We start from the raw sequence: 15,900 nt of genomic DNA on the forward strand, positions 1-15,900 counted from the left end.
AGTTTAAAATTGGTTGCGGGGGCCGGATTTGAACCGACGACCTTCGGGTTATGAGCCCGACGAGCTACCAAGCTGCTCCACCCCGCGTCCGTAGTGTGTCATCGCTATTTGTGCGATGACAGCTTCTCTTTATACTTGAGAAAAGTTTGGAGCGACACACGAGGTTCGAACTCGTGACCTCAACCTTGGCAAGGTTGCGCTCTACCAACTGAGCTAGTGTCGCTTCGTAAACGTCTTTGTGCCGTTTAGGGATGCGAATTATAAGAGGTTATTTTTGTGATGCAAGCCTTAATTCTGATTTTTTTTATCTCAGCGCTTCAACTGAATAAAAAATCATCAAATCTTCATGATTGTATCTCTGTAATAACGAAGTTCAGCAATTGACTCGCGAATATCATCTAGCGCTAAGTGAACACCTTTCTTGGTAAATCCATCCAATACTTCTGGCTTCCAACGACGAGTGAGTTCTTTGAGTGTACTTACGTCAACATAACGATAATGGAAGTACTGTTCTAGTTCAGGCATGTGCTTGTACAAGAAACGTCTGTCTTGGCCGATACTATTACCACAAATCGGTGAAGCCCCCTTCGGTACCCACTTTTCAAGGAACTCTATCGTTAGAGCGACGGCTTTATCTTCATCGATACCACTGTTTTTAACCCTCTCCACCAAGCCACTATTGGTATGGGTATTGGTGCACCAATCGTCCATCTTGGCCAACTCGGCTTCTGGCTGATGAATTGCAATAACAGGCCCTTCAGCAAGAATGTTCAATTCGCTATCTGTAACGATAGATGCGATTTCGATGACTTTATGTGTTTCTGGATCCAATCCTGTCATTTCAAGATCGACCCAAATTAAATTTTTATCGTTCAACGCCATGAATGAAATTGCCTATTATTGTTGTTAAAGAATGAAACCTCAGTGGAGTGACTAATATGGACTGCATAAAAGTAAGCAGTGACCGCTTAGTCTCGCATCTTGAGGTCAATTGGGTATATCATACTCCTCAATTATAGAAAGCCAACTGGACACTAAATAATACATGGCTAAAAAGAAGAAGCTAACCAAAGGGCAAGTGCGTCGAGTGCGTGGCAATCAAAAGAAGCGACTGCAACAAGACAACACTGTTCAATGGGATGAGCAAATGCTTGGTGAAGCCAAGAAGGGCTTAGTCATCACTCGATTTGGGCAACATGCCGATATTGAGGATAGTGAGACTGGAGAGATTCACCGCTGCAACTTACGCCGTGGTATTGAAAGCTTGGTCTCCGGTGACCGCGTATTATGGCGAATTGGTCTTGAGTCTATGGCTGGAATCTCTGGTGTTGTAGAAGCGGTTGAGCCAAGAACCTCAATGCTCACTAGACCCGACTATTATGATGGCCTTAAGCCCGTTGCTGCCAACGTTGAGCAGATGGTCATTGTATCTTCAGTGCTGCCTGAGCTTTCTCTGTCTATTATTGACCGCTACCTGATCGCGTCAGAAACCCTAAACATCGCGCCACTACTGGTGCTCAATAAGATTGATTTAACCACACCAGAGCAACTTTCCCAGCTTAAAGAACAGCTAACGATCTACAGTAACATCGGCTACAAGGTCTTGCTGGTAAGTAAAGAATCTGGCGAAGGCATTCCTGAATTAGAAGCCGAGCTTGCAGGTAAGATCAACATTTTTGTAGGTCAATCGGGTGTAGGAAAGTCAAGCTTAGTTAATGCGTTGATGCCAGAACTTGAAGTAGAAGAAGGCGTTATCTCCGAGAACTCAGGGTTAGGTCAGCACACCACAACAGCAGCGCGCCTATATCACTTCCCTGCGGGTGGCGATCTTATCGATTCACCGGGAGTGCGTGAATTTGGCTTATGGCACTTAGAAGCCGATGAGGTCACCACTGCCTTCGTTGAATTCAGAGAGTTCCTTGGCTTTTGTAAGTTTAGAGATTGTAAGCATGCTGATGATCCAGGCTGCGCCATTCAACAAGCGATTAGCGACGGTAAGATTCATCCTAACCGATTTGAAAATTACCAGAAAATCATTGAAAGCATGGTAGAAATGAAAGCCAATCGTCAGTACTCAAAAAACAAGAAGCTGGATCAGTAGTATATTTAGACAAACGATGCCAGTTTGAGTAACATTCTGGCCCAATTTAGGAATAATGGACCTTATTGTGATTGATAAAATCAAAGTCGGTGCCCAATACTGGATGCCACAACACGGCCTAACGCGCTTAGTTGGAAAGCTTGCATCTGCGAAACTTGGCGGGGTTACCACGTCGATCATTCGTGGCTTCATCAAGCAATACAAAATTAACATGGACGAAGCTCTGCACTCAGATCCTGCTCACTTCGAAACCTTTAACGAGTTTTTCGTACGTGAGCTAAAGCCTGGAATTCGCCCTGTCGTTGAAGACGACTCGGTTATCACACACCCAGCGGACGCTTGTGTGAGTCAATTTGGTCCAATCGAAGACGGTAAGCTCATTCAAGCTAAGAAACACAGCTATTCAGCTCGTGAGCTGCTTGGCGGTGACCTAAACCTTGCTGAAAGCTTTGCTGACGGTAGCTTTGCTACGCTTTACCTATCGCCTAGTGACTATCACCGTGTGCACATGCCTTGCGACGGCACATTAAGACAAATGATTTACGTTCCAGGCGATCTATTCTCGGTAAACCCGTTAACCGCAGAGAATGTAGAGAATCTATTTGCCCGCAATGAGCGTGTGGTGTGTATCTTTGATACTGAATTTGGCCCAATGGCACAGGTTCTTGTCGGCGCGACCATAGTCGGTAGTATCGAGCTGACTTGGGCAGGCACCGTTACACCACCTCGTGGAAACACTGTCTATCGTTGGGATTACCCTGCTGATGGAGAGAAAGCTATCCACATCAAGAAGGGTGAAGAAATGGGCCGCTTTAAGCTAGGTTCAACAGTGATCAACCTGTTCCCTAAAGGTGCCATTGAGTTTGATGAAAGCATGCAACTTGAAGCTATTACTCGACTCGGTACTGCTTACGCTCACAAGCGCTAATGACGAGCATTTGCAAAATGTCATAAAAAAGGAGCCTTAGGCTCCTTTTTTGTTATTCCTCAGCTACACAACTCATTTGCAGACCTTCTTCAAGTAAGAGCAATTGCTCCTTACCCAGTTGAGTGGCCATTGGTTTTACCATGGCGAGTATCTGCAACATACCCTGCATAATCATTGCCTCAGTCACTTTTTGGTTGGCATTCATTGCCGATTGATAACCCAGCCACCCTGTAGCAATAAAATGCAAATTAGTGACTAATCTAGGCATGTCTTTGGGATCGACTTCGATCAACTCAAGGGTAAGAAACGACTGTACGATGGCAACTAGGTTAACCCTTAGTTTTTCTTGGACTTCCAAATAGGCGTGATGCAGTTGAGTGTCGCGACTCACAATATCGGCTAAGTTGGCATAGAAGAACCGGTACTTCCACATTAGAGAAAAGGTCGAATTGACATAGTGTTTTAACAACACCAAGCTCTCACCCTGGCTTTCATAAGGGCGAAACCTATCCAATAACTCAGAGGTATAGTCCTCAAAAATAGCTCGGATTATCTCTTGCTTGTTGGAGTAATGGTAATAGAGGTTTCCTGGACTGATACCAAGATGTGCAGCAATGTGGTTGGTCGTGACGTTGCGCTCACCTTGTTGATTGAATAACTCTAGCGCGCCTTGCACAATTCTCTGCTTTGTTTTCATTAAGCGACTCAATACCCTAGGTCATTGTTAATTAGATCGAAATAGAAAAGAGTTTTGCTATACTCAAGCACTATTACTGTAACGTAAAAAGCTATTATTACTTTGTCTGTATCTCATTGGCTATCTGCCGCTAGACCCAAAACATTGCCCTTGGCTTTAACTTCTATTGTGACAGGAAGTTGCCTGGCCTATACCCACCAGCAGTTTTCGTGGAATGTGAGCATTCTGGCTCTAATCACTGCAACGCTTCTACAAATATTATCAAACCTTGCCAATGATTATGGTGACGCTCAACAAGGAACCGACAATCAAGATCGACTTGGTCCTGCGAGAGCGATTCAATCAGGAGAAATAACGGCGAAACAGATGAAAAGTGCAATGGTGCTGTGCTCACTGCTGAGTCTCGCAGCCGGTCTGACGCTGATTCTAACATCTTTAACCACTATGGTGGATATTGGTATTTTCCTCGGCTTAGGTGTCCTTGCAATATTTTGTGCTATCGCATATACAGTAGGTAAAAAACCCTATGGTTACATCGGCTTAGGCGACCTGTCTGTCTATGTATTCTTTGGCTTGCTTGGTGTAGGTGGGACTTTTTACCTGCACACCAACGCTATCTCTGCCGATCTTTTTTTGCCCGCCACGGCCACCGGATTACTCGCGGTCGCGGTACTCAATGTCAATAACATGCGAGATATTGATAACGACCGTGCGTTTGGTAAAACGACAATGGCGGTGCGCATGGGGCTGACAAAAGCCAAGCACTATCACGCACTGCTGGTCTTAAGCGCATGGCTGGCTTATTTCATCTTCGTGCTCAATAATCATTTTAGCCCTATCAGCTTGCTTTTGACCTCATTGATCTTAGTTCCAAGCCTATTGCATTTGCGTTCACTTAGCCGCGCAACTGATAGTTTAGCCATTGCTCCATTGATGGCAGAAGTGGTAAAACTTGCACTAATTGCTAACTTATTATTTTCTTTAGCTATTATTGTTTAATCAAAAAGTTAACTTGCATCAATTTTCAACGAGCGTTGCAGGATATACTCGAGCGTAAGAATACTAACTTAAAAGGTGACTCTGATTATGGAATACAACACTTCAGCCCTGTGTGACGTTTACTTAGATCAGGTTGATGTCGTAGAGCCAATGTTTAGCAATTTTGGTGGTAGTGCGTCATTCGCAGGTCAGGTAACCACCATCAAATGCTTTGAAGACAATGGACTTATTCGCTCTGTTCTCGAGCAAGATGGGCAAGGTCGAGTATTGCTTATTGATGGCGGTGGTTCACTACGACGAGCCTTGATTGATGCTGAGATAGCGTCTCTCGCTGAAGAAAATGAGTGGGAAGGCATTGTCGTTTATGGCTCGGTACGTGAAGTGGATGAGCTTGAGGACATGAGCATTGGTATTCAGGCTCTCGCCTCCATTCCTGTTGGCGCAAGCCAAACTGATGTCGGTGAGCTGGATGTTCCAGTTAATTTCGGCGGTGTGAGCTTCTTACCTGAGGACTACCTCTATGCCGACAATACTGGCATTATTTTGTCCCAAGAGCCTCTAGACACCAATTTTGAGATTGATGTCGAAGACGAAGCCTAGCCTTTTCACTGTCAGATTAAGTTACATATAGACGCAGAACGAGAAATTCGTTCTGCTTTTTTTTGATTAAAAGCAAAATAATCTCGAATAAATTTTATCATTTCAAAAAAAACTGCATGACATCCAAACACTTGCAATAACTTTTCGATAGTCTGCATATTCCATGTAAAGAGGAAATGATGGAATGGACAAAGAAAATTCGAGCCAGGTTATTAAGTTAGCGTTCTGCATTCTTATACCTATTTTAATATTGATGATGCCAAGCAGTTGGATCCCAATTAATGATCTCACCGTGGTTCAACATCGATTATTGGCTATCTTCGTCATGTCCGCCCTACTGTGGGTTTTAGAGCCTGTTCCGGTTTTTGCCACCTCGATACTGATCATTACCCTAGAGCTGATTTTCTTATCCGATAAGGGATTGAACGTTCTAATCGTCGATCACGCCAATGAGGCCTTTGGCACCCTTATTCCTTATACGGACATACTCGGGTCCTTCTCTTCACCCATCATCATCTTGTTTATGGGCGGGTTTGCTTTAGCTATTGCCGCCTCTAAGTACCAACTGGACAACAACCTAGCTCGAGTTCTATTGAAGCCATTTGGCACCCAGCCTCGATACATCATGCTTGGCTTAATGCTGATTACCGCCGTGTTTTCCATGTTTATGTCGAACACCGCAACCACAGTCATGATGCTGGCACTCCTTGGTCCTATCGTAGCCTCTGCTAAGCCTGGTGACTTAGGTATCAAGGCCTTGGTCTTGTGTATACCTATCGCTGCTAATACCGGGGGTATCGCGACCCCAATCGGTACTCCGCCTAACGCCATTGCCTTGCAGTATCTTACCGGTGAAAACAGTATCGACTTTCTAAGCTGGATGATGTTTGGTTTGCCTTTTGTGATCGTGCAGCTCGCTATTGCTTGGCTGTTACTACAAAAGCTATTCCCATCATCAGAAGACAAAATGGTATTGTCTTTAGAGGGTGAGTTCTTAAAGTCTTGGAAAGCGATCGTTGTTTACATCACCTTTGCACTGACCATAGTGCTGTGGATGACCACCAAGCTCCACGGTATGAACACCTACGTCGTCTCAGTGATCCCTCTGGCGATATTTACGCTGACTGGCATCATGGGTAAAGCGGAGATCAAACAAATTAACTGGGACGTGCTGTGGTTGGTTGCCGGTGGTATCGCCATTGGACTTGCTCTAGATAAGACAGGTTTAGCTAAGGGCTTAGCCCACTCTATTGATTATCAGAGCCTATCCCCTGTTGCTGTCGTACTCACACTGTCCATCATTTGCTGGCTAATGGCCAACTTCATGTCCAATACCGCAACCGCTAACTTATTAATGCCTATTGCTGCGGCAATTGGTGCATCCATGCCTAGCCTAGCCGCGACCGGAGGACTGCAAGGTCTTCTGATTGTCGTCGCATTCTCTGCATCGCTAGGCATGATTTTACCTGTCTCAACGCCACCCAATTCATTGGCTTACTCCACTGGACTTATTGAGAGTAAAGACATGGCGAAAACAGGCATTATTCTTGGCATCGTCGGCCTAGCACTCGTCTACGTTGCTATGTTTATCCTAACCTAAAAGGAGTGCAAAACTTTAACTTAACTAGGGAGAAGTTATGTTTGTTGTTGCCCATAGAGGAACAAGAGAAACCCACCCAGAAAATACGTTACTTGCCTTTGAGAACGCATTAGAGGGAGGCACAAAAGCTATCGAATTAGATATCCATCAACATCAAGGAGAGTTCTGGGTAATTCACGATAGCTGGGTCAATCGCACTACTGATGGCGCTGGCCCGCTCAATTGGTTTTCGGCTAAGGGCTTAAAAGAACTTGATGCTGGTGAGGGTGAGCAGATCCCGACTCTGAGAGAGACCCTACACCACCTATCGGGTCGCTGTGCTTTAAACATTGAGTTAAAGGGGCTGGATGACATAACAACCTTGCTCACTCACCTCGACTATGCCGTTAACGAGTGTGGCTTTAATCAAGACCAACTATTGGTGTCATCGTTCAATCACCACTGGCTAGCAGAGCTAAATCGTCAGCGCCCTGAGCTAAAGCTTGCGGCACTAACTGCCAGCAAACCCATCGGCTTGTGCCAATTTGCACAAGAGCTCAATGCGTACAGCGTTAATATCGACTTGCACGTTATCGATGGCGAAATGGTTGATGATGCAAAGAAACGCGGCCTGAAAGTTTACGTGTATACGGTGAACCGCCAAGAAGATTGGCAACGCCTAAAAACGATGGGAGTGGATGGTATTTTCTGTGATGTTCCCAACGAGGCAGTAAAGTACTTCGCCTCAATCACGACTCAAAGCCGAATCTGGCCTGAGTAACACCGTTCAATCGAGGGTTTCTAATCCTCACGATATGGTGCATATTGAGGGTATCTATCAAAAACCTCAATGTGCACCATGGGATACGAATGGTTGGCCCTTGCCGCGGCCTTCTTATGGGCGATATCTAGCCTAATTTCAGTCAAACCTGCTCGCCACCTTGGCCCTTTTGCCTACAGCCGTTGGCGAATGGGCTGTACCGCAATCATGCTCAGTAGCATGGCCGCTTTCACTGGGGGCTGGGCAACCGTAGCTGCAGAGCATATGACGCTAATGATGCTTTCGGGCCTAATTGGTATCTTCATTGGCGATACCGCCCTATTTGCCTGTATGAATAGAATGGGACCGCGACAAGCAGGCCTGCTTTTTTCATGTCATGCCGTTTTTTCAGCGGTATTAGGGTATTGGCTTTTCAGTGAAACCTGGAGTGGTATTGAACTTCTGGGTGCGCTACTGGTATTTGCCGGTGTTGTGATCGCAATCTTCTTTGGCAGAAAACAATCTGGAAAGCATGACTGGGAATCACTACAGGGGAAAATGGCGGTCGGTATCAGTATTGGCCTACTCTCTGGGCTTTGCCAAGCACTGGGTGGCATCATTGCTAAGCCAGTAATGCAAACCAGTATTGACCCAGTAGCGGCTTCTGCCATTCGCATGATTACGGCGTTTTCGGCTCACTCATTGTTTTTGTTTAGTGGTGCAAAACTTGCGAAAGCTAAGCAGGCTATCAATCTAAAGATACTTGCGATCACCGCACTAAATGGCTTCTTGGCTATGGCTGTAGGTATGACACTGATACTTTACGCATTACAAGAAGGCAACGTAGGTATGGTAGCCCTGCTCTCTTCCACAACCCCAATTATGGTGCTTCCTCTGCTTTGGTTTATCACCAAACAGAGACCAAGTCGCTACGCGTGGTATGGCGCGATTTTGGCTGTTATTGGCACTGCGTTGATCGTTACCTGACACTGATAGCTTAAAAAAGCGGCATCCCCGAGAGTGCTCCTATCGGGGATCTAAACAAGAGAATTCTAACCTTTAAAGATTGCCGATAAGAGCACTCGGCAATGACGTTCTTCACTAGGCTAGTAACCTGCACAGAAGGCAACCCCAGTCATCCTCGAGCGCTCCTATCGAGGATCTATGGACGCACAAGCCTAAGATTGCCGATAACAGACCTCGGCAATGACAAATCCATTTTGAAAAATAGCCTAATAGCTACCAATTTACCGCTTTAGGGCTGTCAATTTTAAGCCCTTGGGAAAGGGAATGCGGTAATTTCATCAATGTGGGTTTGCTTGCAAGCCAACATGATTAGTCTGTCTATGCCTAAAGCAACCCCTGAGCATTGTGGCAGCCCGTGGCGCAATGCCTCAATTAAATGATAGTCAATGGGCTGAGGGGATAACCCCATTTTGTCGCGCTTTTCGTTGTCTTGTTCAAAGCGGCGCAACTGCTCATCGGCATCATCGAGCTCATGAAAGCCGTTGGCGAGTTCGATGCCCTTAAAGTAGACCTCAAAGCGATCGGCAACCCTATGATCATTGGAATTTATCTTCGCCAATGCCGCTTGAGAGGCAGGAAAGTCATAAACAAAGGCCGGTACCTGCTGCCCTATTTTAGGTTCAACGCCAATGCTAAATAACAGCTGCAGTAGCGTGTCTCTGTCTGTCTCTGGTTCGGCTATATCTGACAGCCCTAGGGTTCCCGCTACGGCTTTCAATTCATCCATGCTGCCTTGTAAAGGGCATACGTTCAATACATCAACAAAAGCCTGCTGATAGGTCATTCGTTCCGCTTGGTTACAGGACAGAACAAGCTGCAAAAGCTGATCCATTTCATTCATCAAGTCATGATGATCAAATCCGACTCGATACCACTCCAACAGCGTAAATTCGGGATTATGGTAACGACCCGCTTCTTCGTTCCTAAAGGCTTTCGCTATCTGGTAGATACAGCCACTGCCAGAAGCCAATAAGCGTTTCATGTGAAACTCAGGGCTGGTCATAAAAAACAGCTTTCTCCCATCCGCATACCCCGGGCCAATAAATTCCGTTTGAAAGGTATGTAAATGAATATCGGTCACAGTGGCATGACTCATAGCCGGAGTGTCCACTTCCAATACATTGCGCTCAACAAAAAACTGCCTGATGTGGCCGATGAGCTCTGCTCTTCTTTTCAAAGAAGAGAGGTCTGCAGAAGGCTGCCAGTTGAGAGTATTCATAGAATTTCCTGTGAAATGAATTGAATAAGTTTTTTAGATTCAGATGCTTATTTTGACATGATAATGATCACAGTCCCCGTTCTTTTTAGCTTTTTTCACCTGGATCAGCATCAAAAAACTAGGTAAATCAATTTTTTCGCAACACGCATCCCATACAATGGAGCGTAGCATTTCTTAAGAAACTTAAAATCACGAGCAGGACAACCTGCCTAACACTCTGGAGGATAACTGTGAAAATACTACACACAGATATCGCGGTCATCGGCGCAGGGGGTGCCGGTCTTCGAACTGCTATCGCAGCAGCTGAAGCGAACCCTGATTTGGAAGTTGCTTTAATTTCCAAGGTTTATCCAATGCGCTCGCACACTGTAGCGGCTGAAGGTGGCTCTGCTGCCGTCGTTAAAGAAGAAGATAGCTTAGACAATCACTTCAACGATACCGTTGGTGGTGGTGACTGGCTTTGCGAACAAGATGTTGTTGAGTTCTTTGTCGAGAACTCGACGCGCGAAATGATCCAGATGGAACAATGGGGCTGCCCGTGGAGCCGTAAAGAAAACGGCGAAGTAAACGTGCGTCGCTTTGGTGGTATGAAGGTTGAGCGAACTTGGTTTGCTGCAGATAAAACCGGATTCCACATGCTACATACTCTATTCCAAACCTCAATAAAATATCCGCAAATTAAGCGCTTCGATGAGTACTTCGTGGTTGACCTACTTGTCGTTCAAGGTGAGGTTCAAGGCCTAGTTGCTATTCATATGGCTGAAGGTGAACTGGTAACGATTAAGGCTAAATCTGTTGTACTCGCAACGGGTGGCGCAGGTCGTGTTTATCATACCAACACTAATGGCGGCATAGTAACAGGTGATGGCATGGCCATGGCATACCGCCACGGCGTACCACTACGTGATATGGAATTCGTTCAATATCACCCAACAGGTCTTCCTGGTACGGGCATCCTGATGACCGAAGGTTGTCGTGGTGAAGGTGGCATCATAGTGAACAAAGATGGCTACCGTTACCTACAAGATTATGGCATGGGCCCGGAGACTCCAGTAGGCCAGCCTAAGAATAAATATATGGAGCTTGGCCCTCGCGATAAGGTATCGCAAGCATTTTGGCATGAGCAGCAAAAAGGCAACACCATCAAGCACCCATTAGGGGATGTTGTGCATCTTGACCTTCGCCACTTGGGTGAGGAGTATCTGCAAGAGCGCTTACCGTTTATTTGTGAGCTTTCTAAAGCCTACGTCAACGTAGACCCAGCGAAAGAGCCAATTCCTATCCGTCCTACTGTTCACTACACCATGGGGGGTATTGAAACGAACCCTAAATGCGAAACTCGTATCAAGGGTCTATTTGCCGTTGGTGAATGTGCTTCCGTTGGCTTGCACGGTGCAAACCGTCTTGGTTCAAACTCACTGGCTGAGTTCGTCGTATTTGGTCGTGTTGCGGGTGAAGAAGCCGTAAAACGTGCGAGCGAATTCCAAGGGTGGGATGATGATGCTATTGAAGCTCAAGTCGAACTCGTTGAAGCTCGCATCCAAGCGCTAATGACACAAGACGGTGACGAAAACTGGTCAACTATCCGTACTGAAATGGGGCATGCAATGGAATCTGGCTGTGGTATTTACCGCAGTGAAGACCTAATGCAAGAAACCATCGACAAGCTTTCTGAGCTAAAAGAACGCTATAAAAAAATTAGCATTAAAGATAAAGGCAAGGTATTCAATACTGACCTTCTTTACGCCATTGAAGTAGGCTACGGCCTAGAAGTGGCAGAAGCTATGGCTCACTCTGCCTTGCTACGTACAGAGTCTCGTGGTGCCCACCAGCGCCTTGATGAAGGTTGTACTGAGCGAGATGATGAGAACTTCTTAAAGCACTCACTGGCGTACTACACACCACAGAGTGCACCTAGCATTGACTACAGCTCAGTGACCATTACCAAATCGCAACCAAAAGCTCGCCTGTACGGCGCGGCGGCTGAAGAAGCTGCTGCGGCTGAGAAAGCAGCGAACAACGCGGAGGAGCAACAGTAATGCCAGCTCGTATTCAGAAAGTAGATGTTCTCCGTTACGACCCTGAGAAAGACTCAGAACCGTATTTTCAAACCTTCGAGGTGCCATTTGATGAAACCATGTCAGTGCTTGATGCTCTGGGTTACATCAAAGATCACCTAGATAAAGACCTTGCTTACCGCTGGTCTTGTCGTATGGCAATCTGCGGCTCATGTGGAATTATGGTTAATCAGGTACCAAAGCTTGCCTGTAAGACCTTTCTGCGTGATTACCCAGATGGCCTGAAGATTGAGGCACTGGCTAACTTCCCAATCGAAAAAGACTTAATTGTCGATATGACGCCATTCATTGAGCGCCTTGAAGCCATCAAGCCTTACATCATTGGTAATGACCGTACACCAGAAGACGGCACAAACATTCAAACCCCAGAGCAAATGGCTCGCTACAAGCAATTTGCAGCCTGCATCAACTGCGGCCTTTGTTACGCAGCGTGTCCTCAGTTTGGTTTGAACCCTGACTTCTTAGGTCCTGCTGCTCTTACCCTCGCTCACCGCTACAACTTAGATAGCCGTGACAATGGCAAACAAGAGCGTATGGAATTAATCAATGGTGACAACGGCGCTTGGGGTTGTACTTTCGTAGGTTACTGCTCGGAAGTTTGTCCGAAGAGCGTTGATCCTGCGGGTGCAGTAAACCAAGGCAAGATTGAATCTTCAAAAGACTTTGTCATCGCCATGTTGAAGCCGGAGGATGTGTAATGAGTAATCGTAAACCTTATGTTCGCGAGATGAAGCGCACATGGTGGAAGGATCACTCTTTCTACCGTTTTTACATGCTGCGAGAGGCAACGGTACTGCCTTTGATTCTGTTTACCCTGTTCATTACCTTTGGATTGGGTGCCTTGGTTAAAGGTCCAGACGCTTGGGCAACGTGGTTAGAGTTCATGAGCCACCCTATCGTTATTTTAATCAATATCTTAGCGTTAGCCGGCAGTCTATTTCATGCTCATACCTTCTTTAATATGATGCCGCAGGTTATGCCAATGCGCTTCAAGGGTAAGGCGATAGACAAGAAAACTATCGTACTTGCTCAGTGGGCTGCTGTAGCGTTTATCTCTCTCGTTGTTCTCATCATTGTATAAGGAGTCGAATGTGATTAATCGAAACCCTAAACGTTCAGACGAACCCGTATGGTGGGGACTGTTTGGTGCCGGTGGCTCATGGTTTGCCATGATCACTCCAGTAACCGTATTTGTTCTGGGCATCTTAGTGCCACTAGGCATTATTGATGCTGAAGCAATGAGTTATGAGCGAGTCTCTAGCTTTGTAACTACGATTATTGGCGGCCTATTCGTGATTGGTACTATTGCGTTCCCTATGTGGCATGCAATGCACCGTCTACACCATGGAATGCACGACCTTAAGCTACACACTGGCGTTGCTGGGAAGGTTGCTGTTTACTTCACTGCAGCCTTCCTAACTGGACTGGCTATCGTGTTTGTGTTCATGATTTAAGAAGACTTAGATAAACAAAAGGCCACTGTTCTATGAACTAGCGGCCTTTTTTATGCTTTGTAATCAGTGATTACTTTACACGTCCAACGTATTCGCCAGAGCGTGTATCACATTTAACTACTTCACCAATTTGAATGAATAGAGGTACACGAACCACAGCACCTGTAGTCAATGTTGCTGGTTTACCACCAGTACCTTGAGTATCACCTTTTAGGCCAGGATCAGTTTCAACAACTTCTAGCTCTACAAAGTTTGGCGGAGTAACAACGATCGGGTTGCCGTTCCACAAAGTGATCATACAAGTGTTGTTCTCAACCAACCACTTCGCATTCTCGCCAACTGCTTTCACGTCAGCAGCGATTTGCTCGAATGTCTCATTGTTCATAAAGTGGTAGAATTCACCGTCCGAATATAGATAATCTAGGTCGATATCCAGAACGTCAGCCAGTTCTACGTTTTCACCAGACTTAAATGTCTTTTCTAGAACTTTGCCAGACAGTAGTTTACGAACTTTAACACGGTTGAAGGCTTGGCCTTTACCAGGCTTAACGTATTCGTTTTCTAGGATAGTGCATGGCTCGTTATCGAGCATGAACTTTAAACCGCCCTTGAATTCATTGGTACTTACAGTAGCCATTTTTTCCTCTTTAGATTCTTAGAGTAAGTTTTAATGCCGCATATAATAACCCAAAAAGCCGTATCTGTTGAACAAAACTGGTTACAACAACTGGCGAATGGGATCTCAGATCCAGCTGAACTGCTCTCAATGCTAGCACTCGACCCTCAACATTATGCTGATGGTTTCGCAGCGCGTAAACTTTTTGCCCAGCGAGTGCCTCTAAGCTTTGTCGAGAGAATGGAAAAAGGCAATCCCAATGACCCTCTTTTACAGCAAGTATTACCTGTTGTTGAAGAGTTTGCACAGGTGGATGGGTTTTCCACAGATCCGCTTGAAGAACAAGATAATCAACAGCCAAGCTTATTGCACAAATACAAAAACCGAGTGTTACTTATTCTAAAGGGAAGTTGCGCTATTAACTGTCGCTACTGCTTTCGCCGACACTTTCCCTACTCGAACAACAAAGGTTCTAAGTCCGTCTGGCAACAGAACCTCGACTATATAGCGCAACACCCAGAGATCAATGAAGTGATCTTATCGGGTGGCGATCCATTAATGGCTAAAGACCACGAGCTAGAGTGGCTTATGCAAGAGATAGAGAAAATAGAACATATTCGCACTCTGCGTATTCACTCTCGCTTGCCTGTTGTGATTCCCAGCAGAATCACGGACGCATTGTGCACAATGCTCAAAGAAACTCGACTCAACACGGTATTGGTGACTCATATCAATCACCCCAATGAGATCAACTCTGAGTTCGCTATTGCTATGGCCAAGTTGAAGCGGAGCAATGTCACCCTACTCAATCAAGGAGTAATGCTGAAAGGGGTCAATGATGATGTGTCGATACTGAAGAGCCTGAGCGAACGACTCTTTGGGGTCGGTATTCTGCCCTACTATATGCATGTACTGGACAAGGTGCAGGGCGCGGCACACTTTTACATTAGTGATGAGAAAGCAAAAGCATTGGTGGCGAGTTTAATGAAAGAGGTCTCTGGCTATCTAGTGCCGTCACTGACCCGAGAGATTGGCGGTAGAGACAGCAAGACCCCTCTTGATCTGCACCTTGAATGATCAAAAAAGCCCTGATGAAACTCATCCATCAGGGCCTTTAGTGTAATTGTTATTACTTCGCGAAGTTAACGATTGGGAAACACTTCAAGAAGCCATTGCTCGCACAATTAATAATACCAATCTGCACACCATCAATCTTCTCAGTCATATTGAAGAAGCCTAGCTGGAAGTTTGAGCTTTCAGAGATACTAGCGAATGCCACATCAGCAACCGTATGTCCGGTTGCATAGTTCACTGCCGCAAGGTTCAAACCTTTGACGTCGTTGGTGATATTCACTGTACCCGCATTAACGCCGCTTGTATTACCTGTGTTCCAGTTGAAAATACCTAATGATACGCCACTCATTTGCTGATTGACTTTTGAGGCCCCCAAAAACAAACCAAAGTTAACACCTGTGGTTGTGTCTGTTTCTGATAAACCTAGTAACGGGAAGTCCACGCCTTTAAGCTGTGATACTTTACCGTGTAATACCGCTAAACGAACACCACCCACCGCATTCGAGTCTGGGGCATTGAAGCCATTTAGTGAAGAAAACATCACCGGAGAACTTTCAGCAAGTGCCACCGGAGATGCCACTGCTGCTGCCACTGCTAATACTGATAATAGTTTTTTCATTATAAAATCCATCTCTTATTTTTTCCGACATACACCATGGCGTCAATCCGCCGAAAGGTGCCACTTCGATAAGCATAAGCCATAAGGGGTAAACAGCAAGAGAACCATAGATATTTTGTATACTTATCATTGTGTTAAAAAAAAGCCCCT

Annotated in this window: 17 protein-coding genes and 2 tRNA genes; 12 read left to right on the forward strand and 7 right to left on the reverse strand. The window is 45.7% G+C overall.

All coding sequences use genetic code 11. From position 1 onward, the window contains the following. Nucleotides 1-10: 10 nt before the first annotated feature. The 3 genes from D5I41_RS07345 to orn form a co-directional block, all read right to left on the reverse strand. Nucleotides 11-87: transfer RNA gene (locus D5I41_RS07345), tRNA-Met, on the reverse strand. Nucleotides 88-147: 60 nt separating this feature from the next. Then, nucleotides 148-223 (reverse strand) — tRNA-Gly (locus D5I41_RS07350). 113 nt (nucleotides 224-336) lie between these two features. Continuing rightward, nucleotides 337-882 (reverse strand): oligoribonuclease, encoded by a 546-nt coding sequence (gene orn / locus D5I41_RS07355; protein ID WP_119009275.1) that lies wholly within the window; start codon nucleotides 880-882, stop codon nucleotides 337-339. Nucleotides 883-1,045: 163 nt separating this feature from the next. Between orn and rsgA the strand changes: the two genes are divergently transcribed. Then, on the forward strand, nucleotides 1,046-2,101 hold the full coding sequence (gene rsgA, locus D5I41_RS07360; RefSeq protein WP_119009276.1) for a small ribosomal subunit biogenesis GTPase RsgA: 1,056 nt from the start codon (nucleotides 1,046-1,048) through the stop codon (nucleotides 2,099-2,101). A gap of 70 nt (nucleotides 2,102-2,171) precedes the next feature. After that, entirely contained in the window at nucleotides 2,172-3,029 is an 858-nt protein-coding gene (gene asd / locus D5I41_RS07365; RefSeq protein ID WP_119009365.1) for an archaetidylserine decarboxylase, read from the forward strand. Between the two features lie 52 nt (nucleotides 3,030-3,081). Here asd and D5I41_RS07370 read toward each other — a convergent pair whose 3' ends face one another. After that, entirely contained in the window at nucleotides 3,082-3,726 is a 645-nt protein-coding gene (locus tag D5I41_RS07370) for a TetR/AcrR family transcriptional regulator (RefSeq protein WP_119009277.1), read from the reverse strand. Between the two features lie 96 nt (nucleotides 3,727-3,822). On the opposite strand from D5I41_RS07370, the gene D5I41_RS07375 reads away from it, so the two are divergent. The 5 genes from D5I41_RS07375 to D5I41_RS07395 all read left to right on the forward strand — a co-directional run bounded on the left by D5I41_RS07375 (nucleotide 3,823) and on the right by D5I41_RS07395 (nucleotide 8,651). Further along, nucleotides 3,823-4,725, forward strand: coding sequence for a 1,4-dihydroxy-2-naphthoate polyprenyltransferase (locus D5I41_RS07375; RefSeq protein ID WP_119009278.1), 903 nt, complete (start codon nucleotides 3,823-3,825; stop codon nucleotides 4,723-4,725). An 87-nt stretch (nucleotides 4,726-4,812) separates the two neighbouring features. After that, nucleotides 4,813-5,325 carry a ribonuclease E activity regulator RraA gene (gene rraA / locus D5I41_RS07380; protein WP_119009279.1) on the forward strand — a complete coding sequence of 171 codons (513 nt, stop codon included), beginning with the start codon at nucleotides 4,813-4,815 and terminating at the stop codon, nucleotides 5,323-5,325. 184 nt (nucleotides 5,326-5,509) lie between these two features. Then, the gene (locus D5I41_RS07385) at nucleotides 5,510-6,925 is read left to right on the forward strand and encodes an SLC13 family permease (protein ID WP_119009280.1); all 1,416 of its coding nucleotides are present in this window, start codon (nucleotides 5,510-5,512) and stop codon (nucleotides 6,923-6,925) included. 37 nt (nucleotides 6,926-6,962) lie between these two features. Further along, the gene (locus D5I41_RS07390) at nucleotides 6,963-7,685 is read left to right on the forward strand and encodes a glycerophosphodiester phosphodiesterase (RefSeq protein ID WP_119009281.1); all 723 of its coding nucleotides are present in this window, start codon (nucleotides 6,963-6,965) and stop codon (nucleotides 7,683-7,685) included. A 78-nt stretch (nucleotides 7,686-7,763) separates the two neighbouring features. Next, a complete protein-coding gene (locus D5I41_RS07395) occupies nucleotides 7,764-8,651 on the forward strand; it encodes a DMT family transporter (RefSeq protein ID WP_119009282.1) in 888 nt (295 codons plus the stop codon). Between the two features lie 283 nt (nucleotides 8,652-8,934). Here D5I41_RS07395 and epmA read toward each other — a convergent pair whose 3' ends face one another. After that, nucleotides 8,935-9,909: an elongation factor P--(R)-beta-lysine ligase gene (gene epmA, locus D5I41_RS07400; protein WP_119009283.1), complete on the reverse strand. Its 975-nt coding sequence runs from the start codon at nucleotides 9,907-9,909 to the stop codon at nucleotides 8,935-8,937. A 230-nt stretch (nucleotides 9,910-10,139) separates the two neighbouring features. On the opposite strand from epmA, the gene frdA reads away from it, so the two are divergent. The 4 genes from frdA to frdD are packed head-to-tail and all read left to right on the forward strand — an operon-like array spanning nucleotide 10,140 to nucleotide 13,441. Beyond that, nucleotides 10,140-11,948, forward strand: a complete 1,809-nt coding sequence (frdA, locus tag D5I41_RS07405) for a fumarate reductase (quinol) flavoprotein subunit (RefSeq protein WP_119009284.1) — start codon at nucleotides 10,140-10,142, stop codon at nucleotides 11,946-11,948. Beyond that, nucleotides 11,948-12,685, forward strand: a complete 738-nt coding sequence (locus tag D5I41_RS07410) for a succinate dehydrogenase/fumarate reductase iron-sulfur subunit (RefSeq protein WP_119009285.1) — start codon at nucleotides 11,948-11,950, stop codon at nucleotides 12,683-12,685. The genes frdA and D5I41_RS07410 overlap by 1 nt, the downstream gene beginning before the upstream one ends. After that, nucleotides 12,685-13,068, forward strand: coding sequence for a fumarate reductase subunit FrdC (frdC, locus tag D5I41_RS07415; RefSeq protein ID WP_119009286.1), 384 nt, complete (start codon nucleotides 12,685-12,687; stop codon nucleotides 13,066-13,068). Before D5I41_RS07410 ends, frdC begins: the two co-directional genes overlap by 1 nt. A 10-nt stretch (nucleotides 13,069-13,078) precedes the next feature. Beyond that, nucleotides 13,079-13,441: a fumarate reductase subunit FrdD gene (gene frdD / locus D5I41_RS07420; protein WP_119009287.1), complete on the forward strand. Its 363-nt coding sequence runs from the start codon at nucleotides 13,079-13,081 to the stop codon at nucleotides 13,439-13,441. A 70-nt stretch (nucleotides 13,442-13,511) separates the two neighbouring features. On the opposite strand, the gene efp is transcribed toward frdD, so the two are convergent. After that, nucleotides 13,512-14,078 carry an elongation factor P gene (efp, locus tag D5I41_RS07425; protein WP_017027343.1) on the reverse strand — a complete coding sequence of 189 codons (567 nt, stop codon included), beginning with the start codon at nucleotides 14,076-14,078 and terminating at the stop codon, nucleotides 13,512-13,514. A 33-nt stretch (nucleotides 14,079-14,111) separates the two neighbouring features. Between efp and epmB the strand changes: the two genes are divergently transcribed. Continuing rightward, nucleotides 14,112-15,134, forward strand: coding sequence for an EF-P beta-lysylation protein EpmB (epmB, locus tag D5I41_RS07430; protein ID WP_119009288.1), 1,023 nt, complete (start codon nucleotides 14,112-14,114; stop codon nucleotides 15,132-15,134). 52 nt (nucleotides 15,135-15,186) lie between these two features. Here epmB and D5I41_RS07435 read toward each other — a convergent pair whose 3' ends face one another. Beyond that, nucleotides 15,187-15,750, reverse strand: a complete 564-nt coding sequence (locus D5I41_RS07435) for a VC2662 family protein (RefSeq protein WP_119009289.1) — start codon at nucleotides 15,748-15,750, stop codon at nucleotides 15,187-15,189. Nucleotides 15,751-15,900: the final 150 nt, after the last annotated feature.

It is taken from the genome of Vibrio superstes (assembly GCF_003569005.1).
Taxonomy (GTDB): Bacteria; Pseudomonadota; Gammaproteobacteria; order Enterobacterales; family Vibrionaceae; genus Vibrio; species Vibrio superstes.

Excerpts from the sequence above, each read along its gene's own strand:
- orn (WP_119009275.1), bottom strand. The coding sequence starts at position 882 with ATGGCGTTGAACGATAAAAATTTAATTTGGGTCGATCTTGAAATGACA.
- rsgA (WP_119009276.1), top strand. The coding sequence starts at position 1,046 with ATGGCTAAAAAGAAGAAGCTAACCAAAGGGCAAGTGCGTCGAGTGCGT.
- D5I41_RS07370 (WP_119009277.1), bottom strand. The coding sequence starts at position 3,726 with ATGAAAACAAAGCAGAGAATTGTGCAAGGCGCGCTAGAGTTATTCAAT.
- rraA (WP_119009279.1), top strand. The coding sequence starts at position 4,813 with ATGGAATACAACACTTCAGCCCTGTGTGACGTTTACTTAGATCAGGTT.
- D5I41_RS07385 (WP_119009280.1), top strand. The coding sequence starts at position 5,510 with ATGGACAAAGAAAATTCGAGCCAGGTTATTAAGTTAGCGTTCTGCATT.
- D5I41_RS07390 (WP_119009281.1), top strand. The coding sequence starts at position 6,963 with ATGTTTGTTGTTGCCCATAGAGGAACAAGAGAAACCCACCCAGAAAAT.
- D5I41_RS07395 (WP_119009282.1), top strand. The coding sequence starts at position 7,764 with ATGGGATACGAATGGTTGGCCCTTGCCGCGGCCTTCTTATGGGCGATA.
- epmA (WP_119009283.1), bottom strand. The coding sequence starts at position 9,909 with ATGAATACTCTCAACTGGCAGCCTTCTGCAGACCTCTCTTCTTTGAAA.
- D5I41_RS07410 (WP_119009285.1), top strand. The coding sequence starts at position 11,948 with ATGCCAGCTCGTATTCAGAAAGTAGATGTTCTCCGTTACGACCCTGAG.
- frdC (WP_119009286.1), top strand. The coding sequence starts at position 12,685 with ATGAGTAATCGTAAACCTTATGTTCGCGAGATGAAGCGCACATGGTGG.
- efp (WP_017027343.1), bottom strand. The coding sequence starts at position 14,078 with ATGGCTACTGTAAGTACCAATGAATTCAAGGGCGGTTTAAAGTTCATG.
- epmB (WP_119009288.1), top strand. The coding sequence starts at position 14,112 with ATGCCGCATATAATAACCCAAAAAGCCGTATCTGTTGAACAAAACTGG.
- D5I41_RS07435 (WP_119009289.1), bottom strand. The coding sequence starts at position 15,750 with ATGAAAAAACTATTATCAGTATTAGCAGTGGCAGCAGCAGTGGCATCT.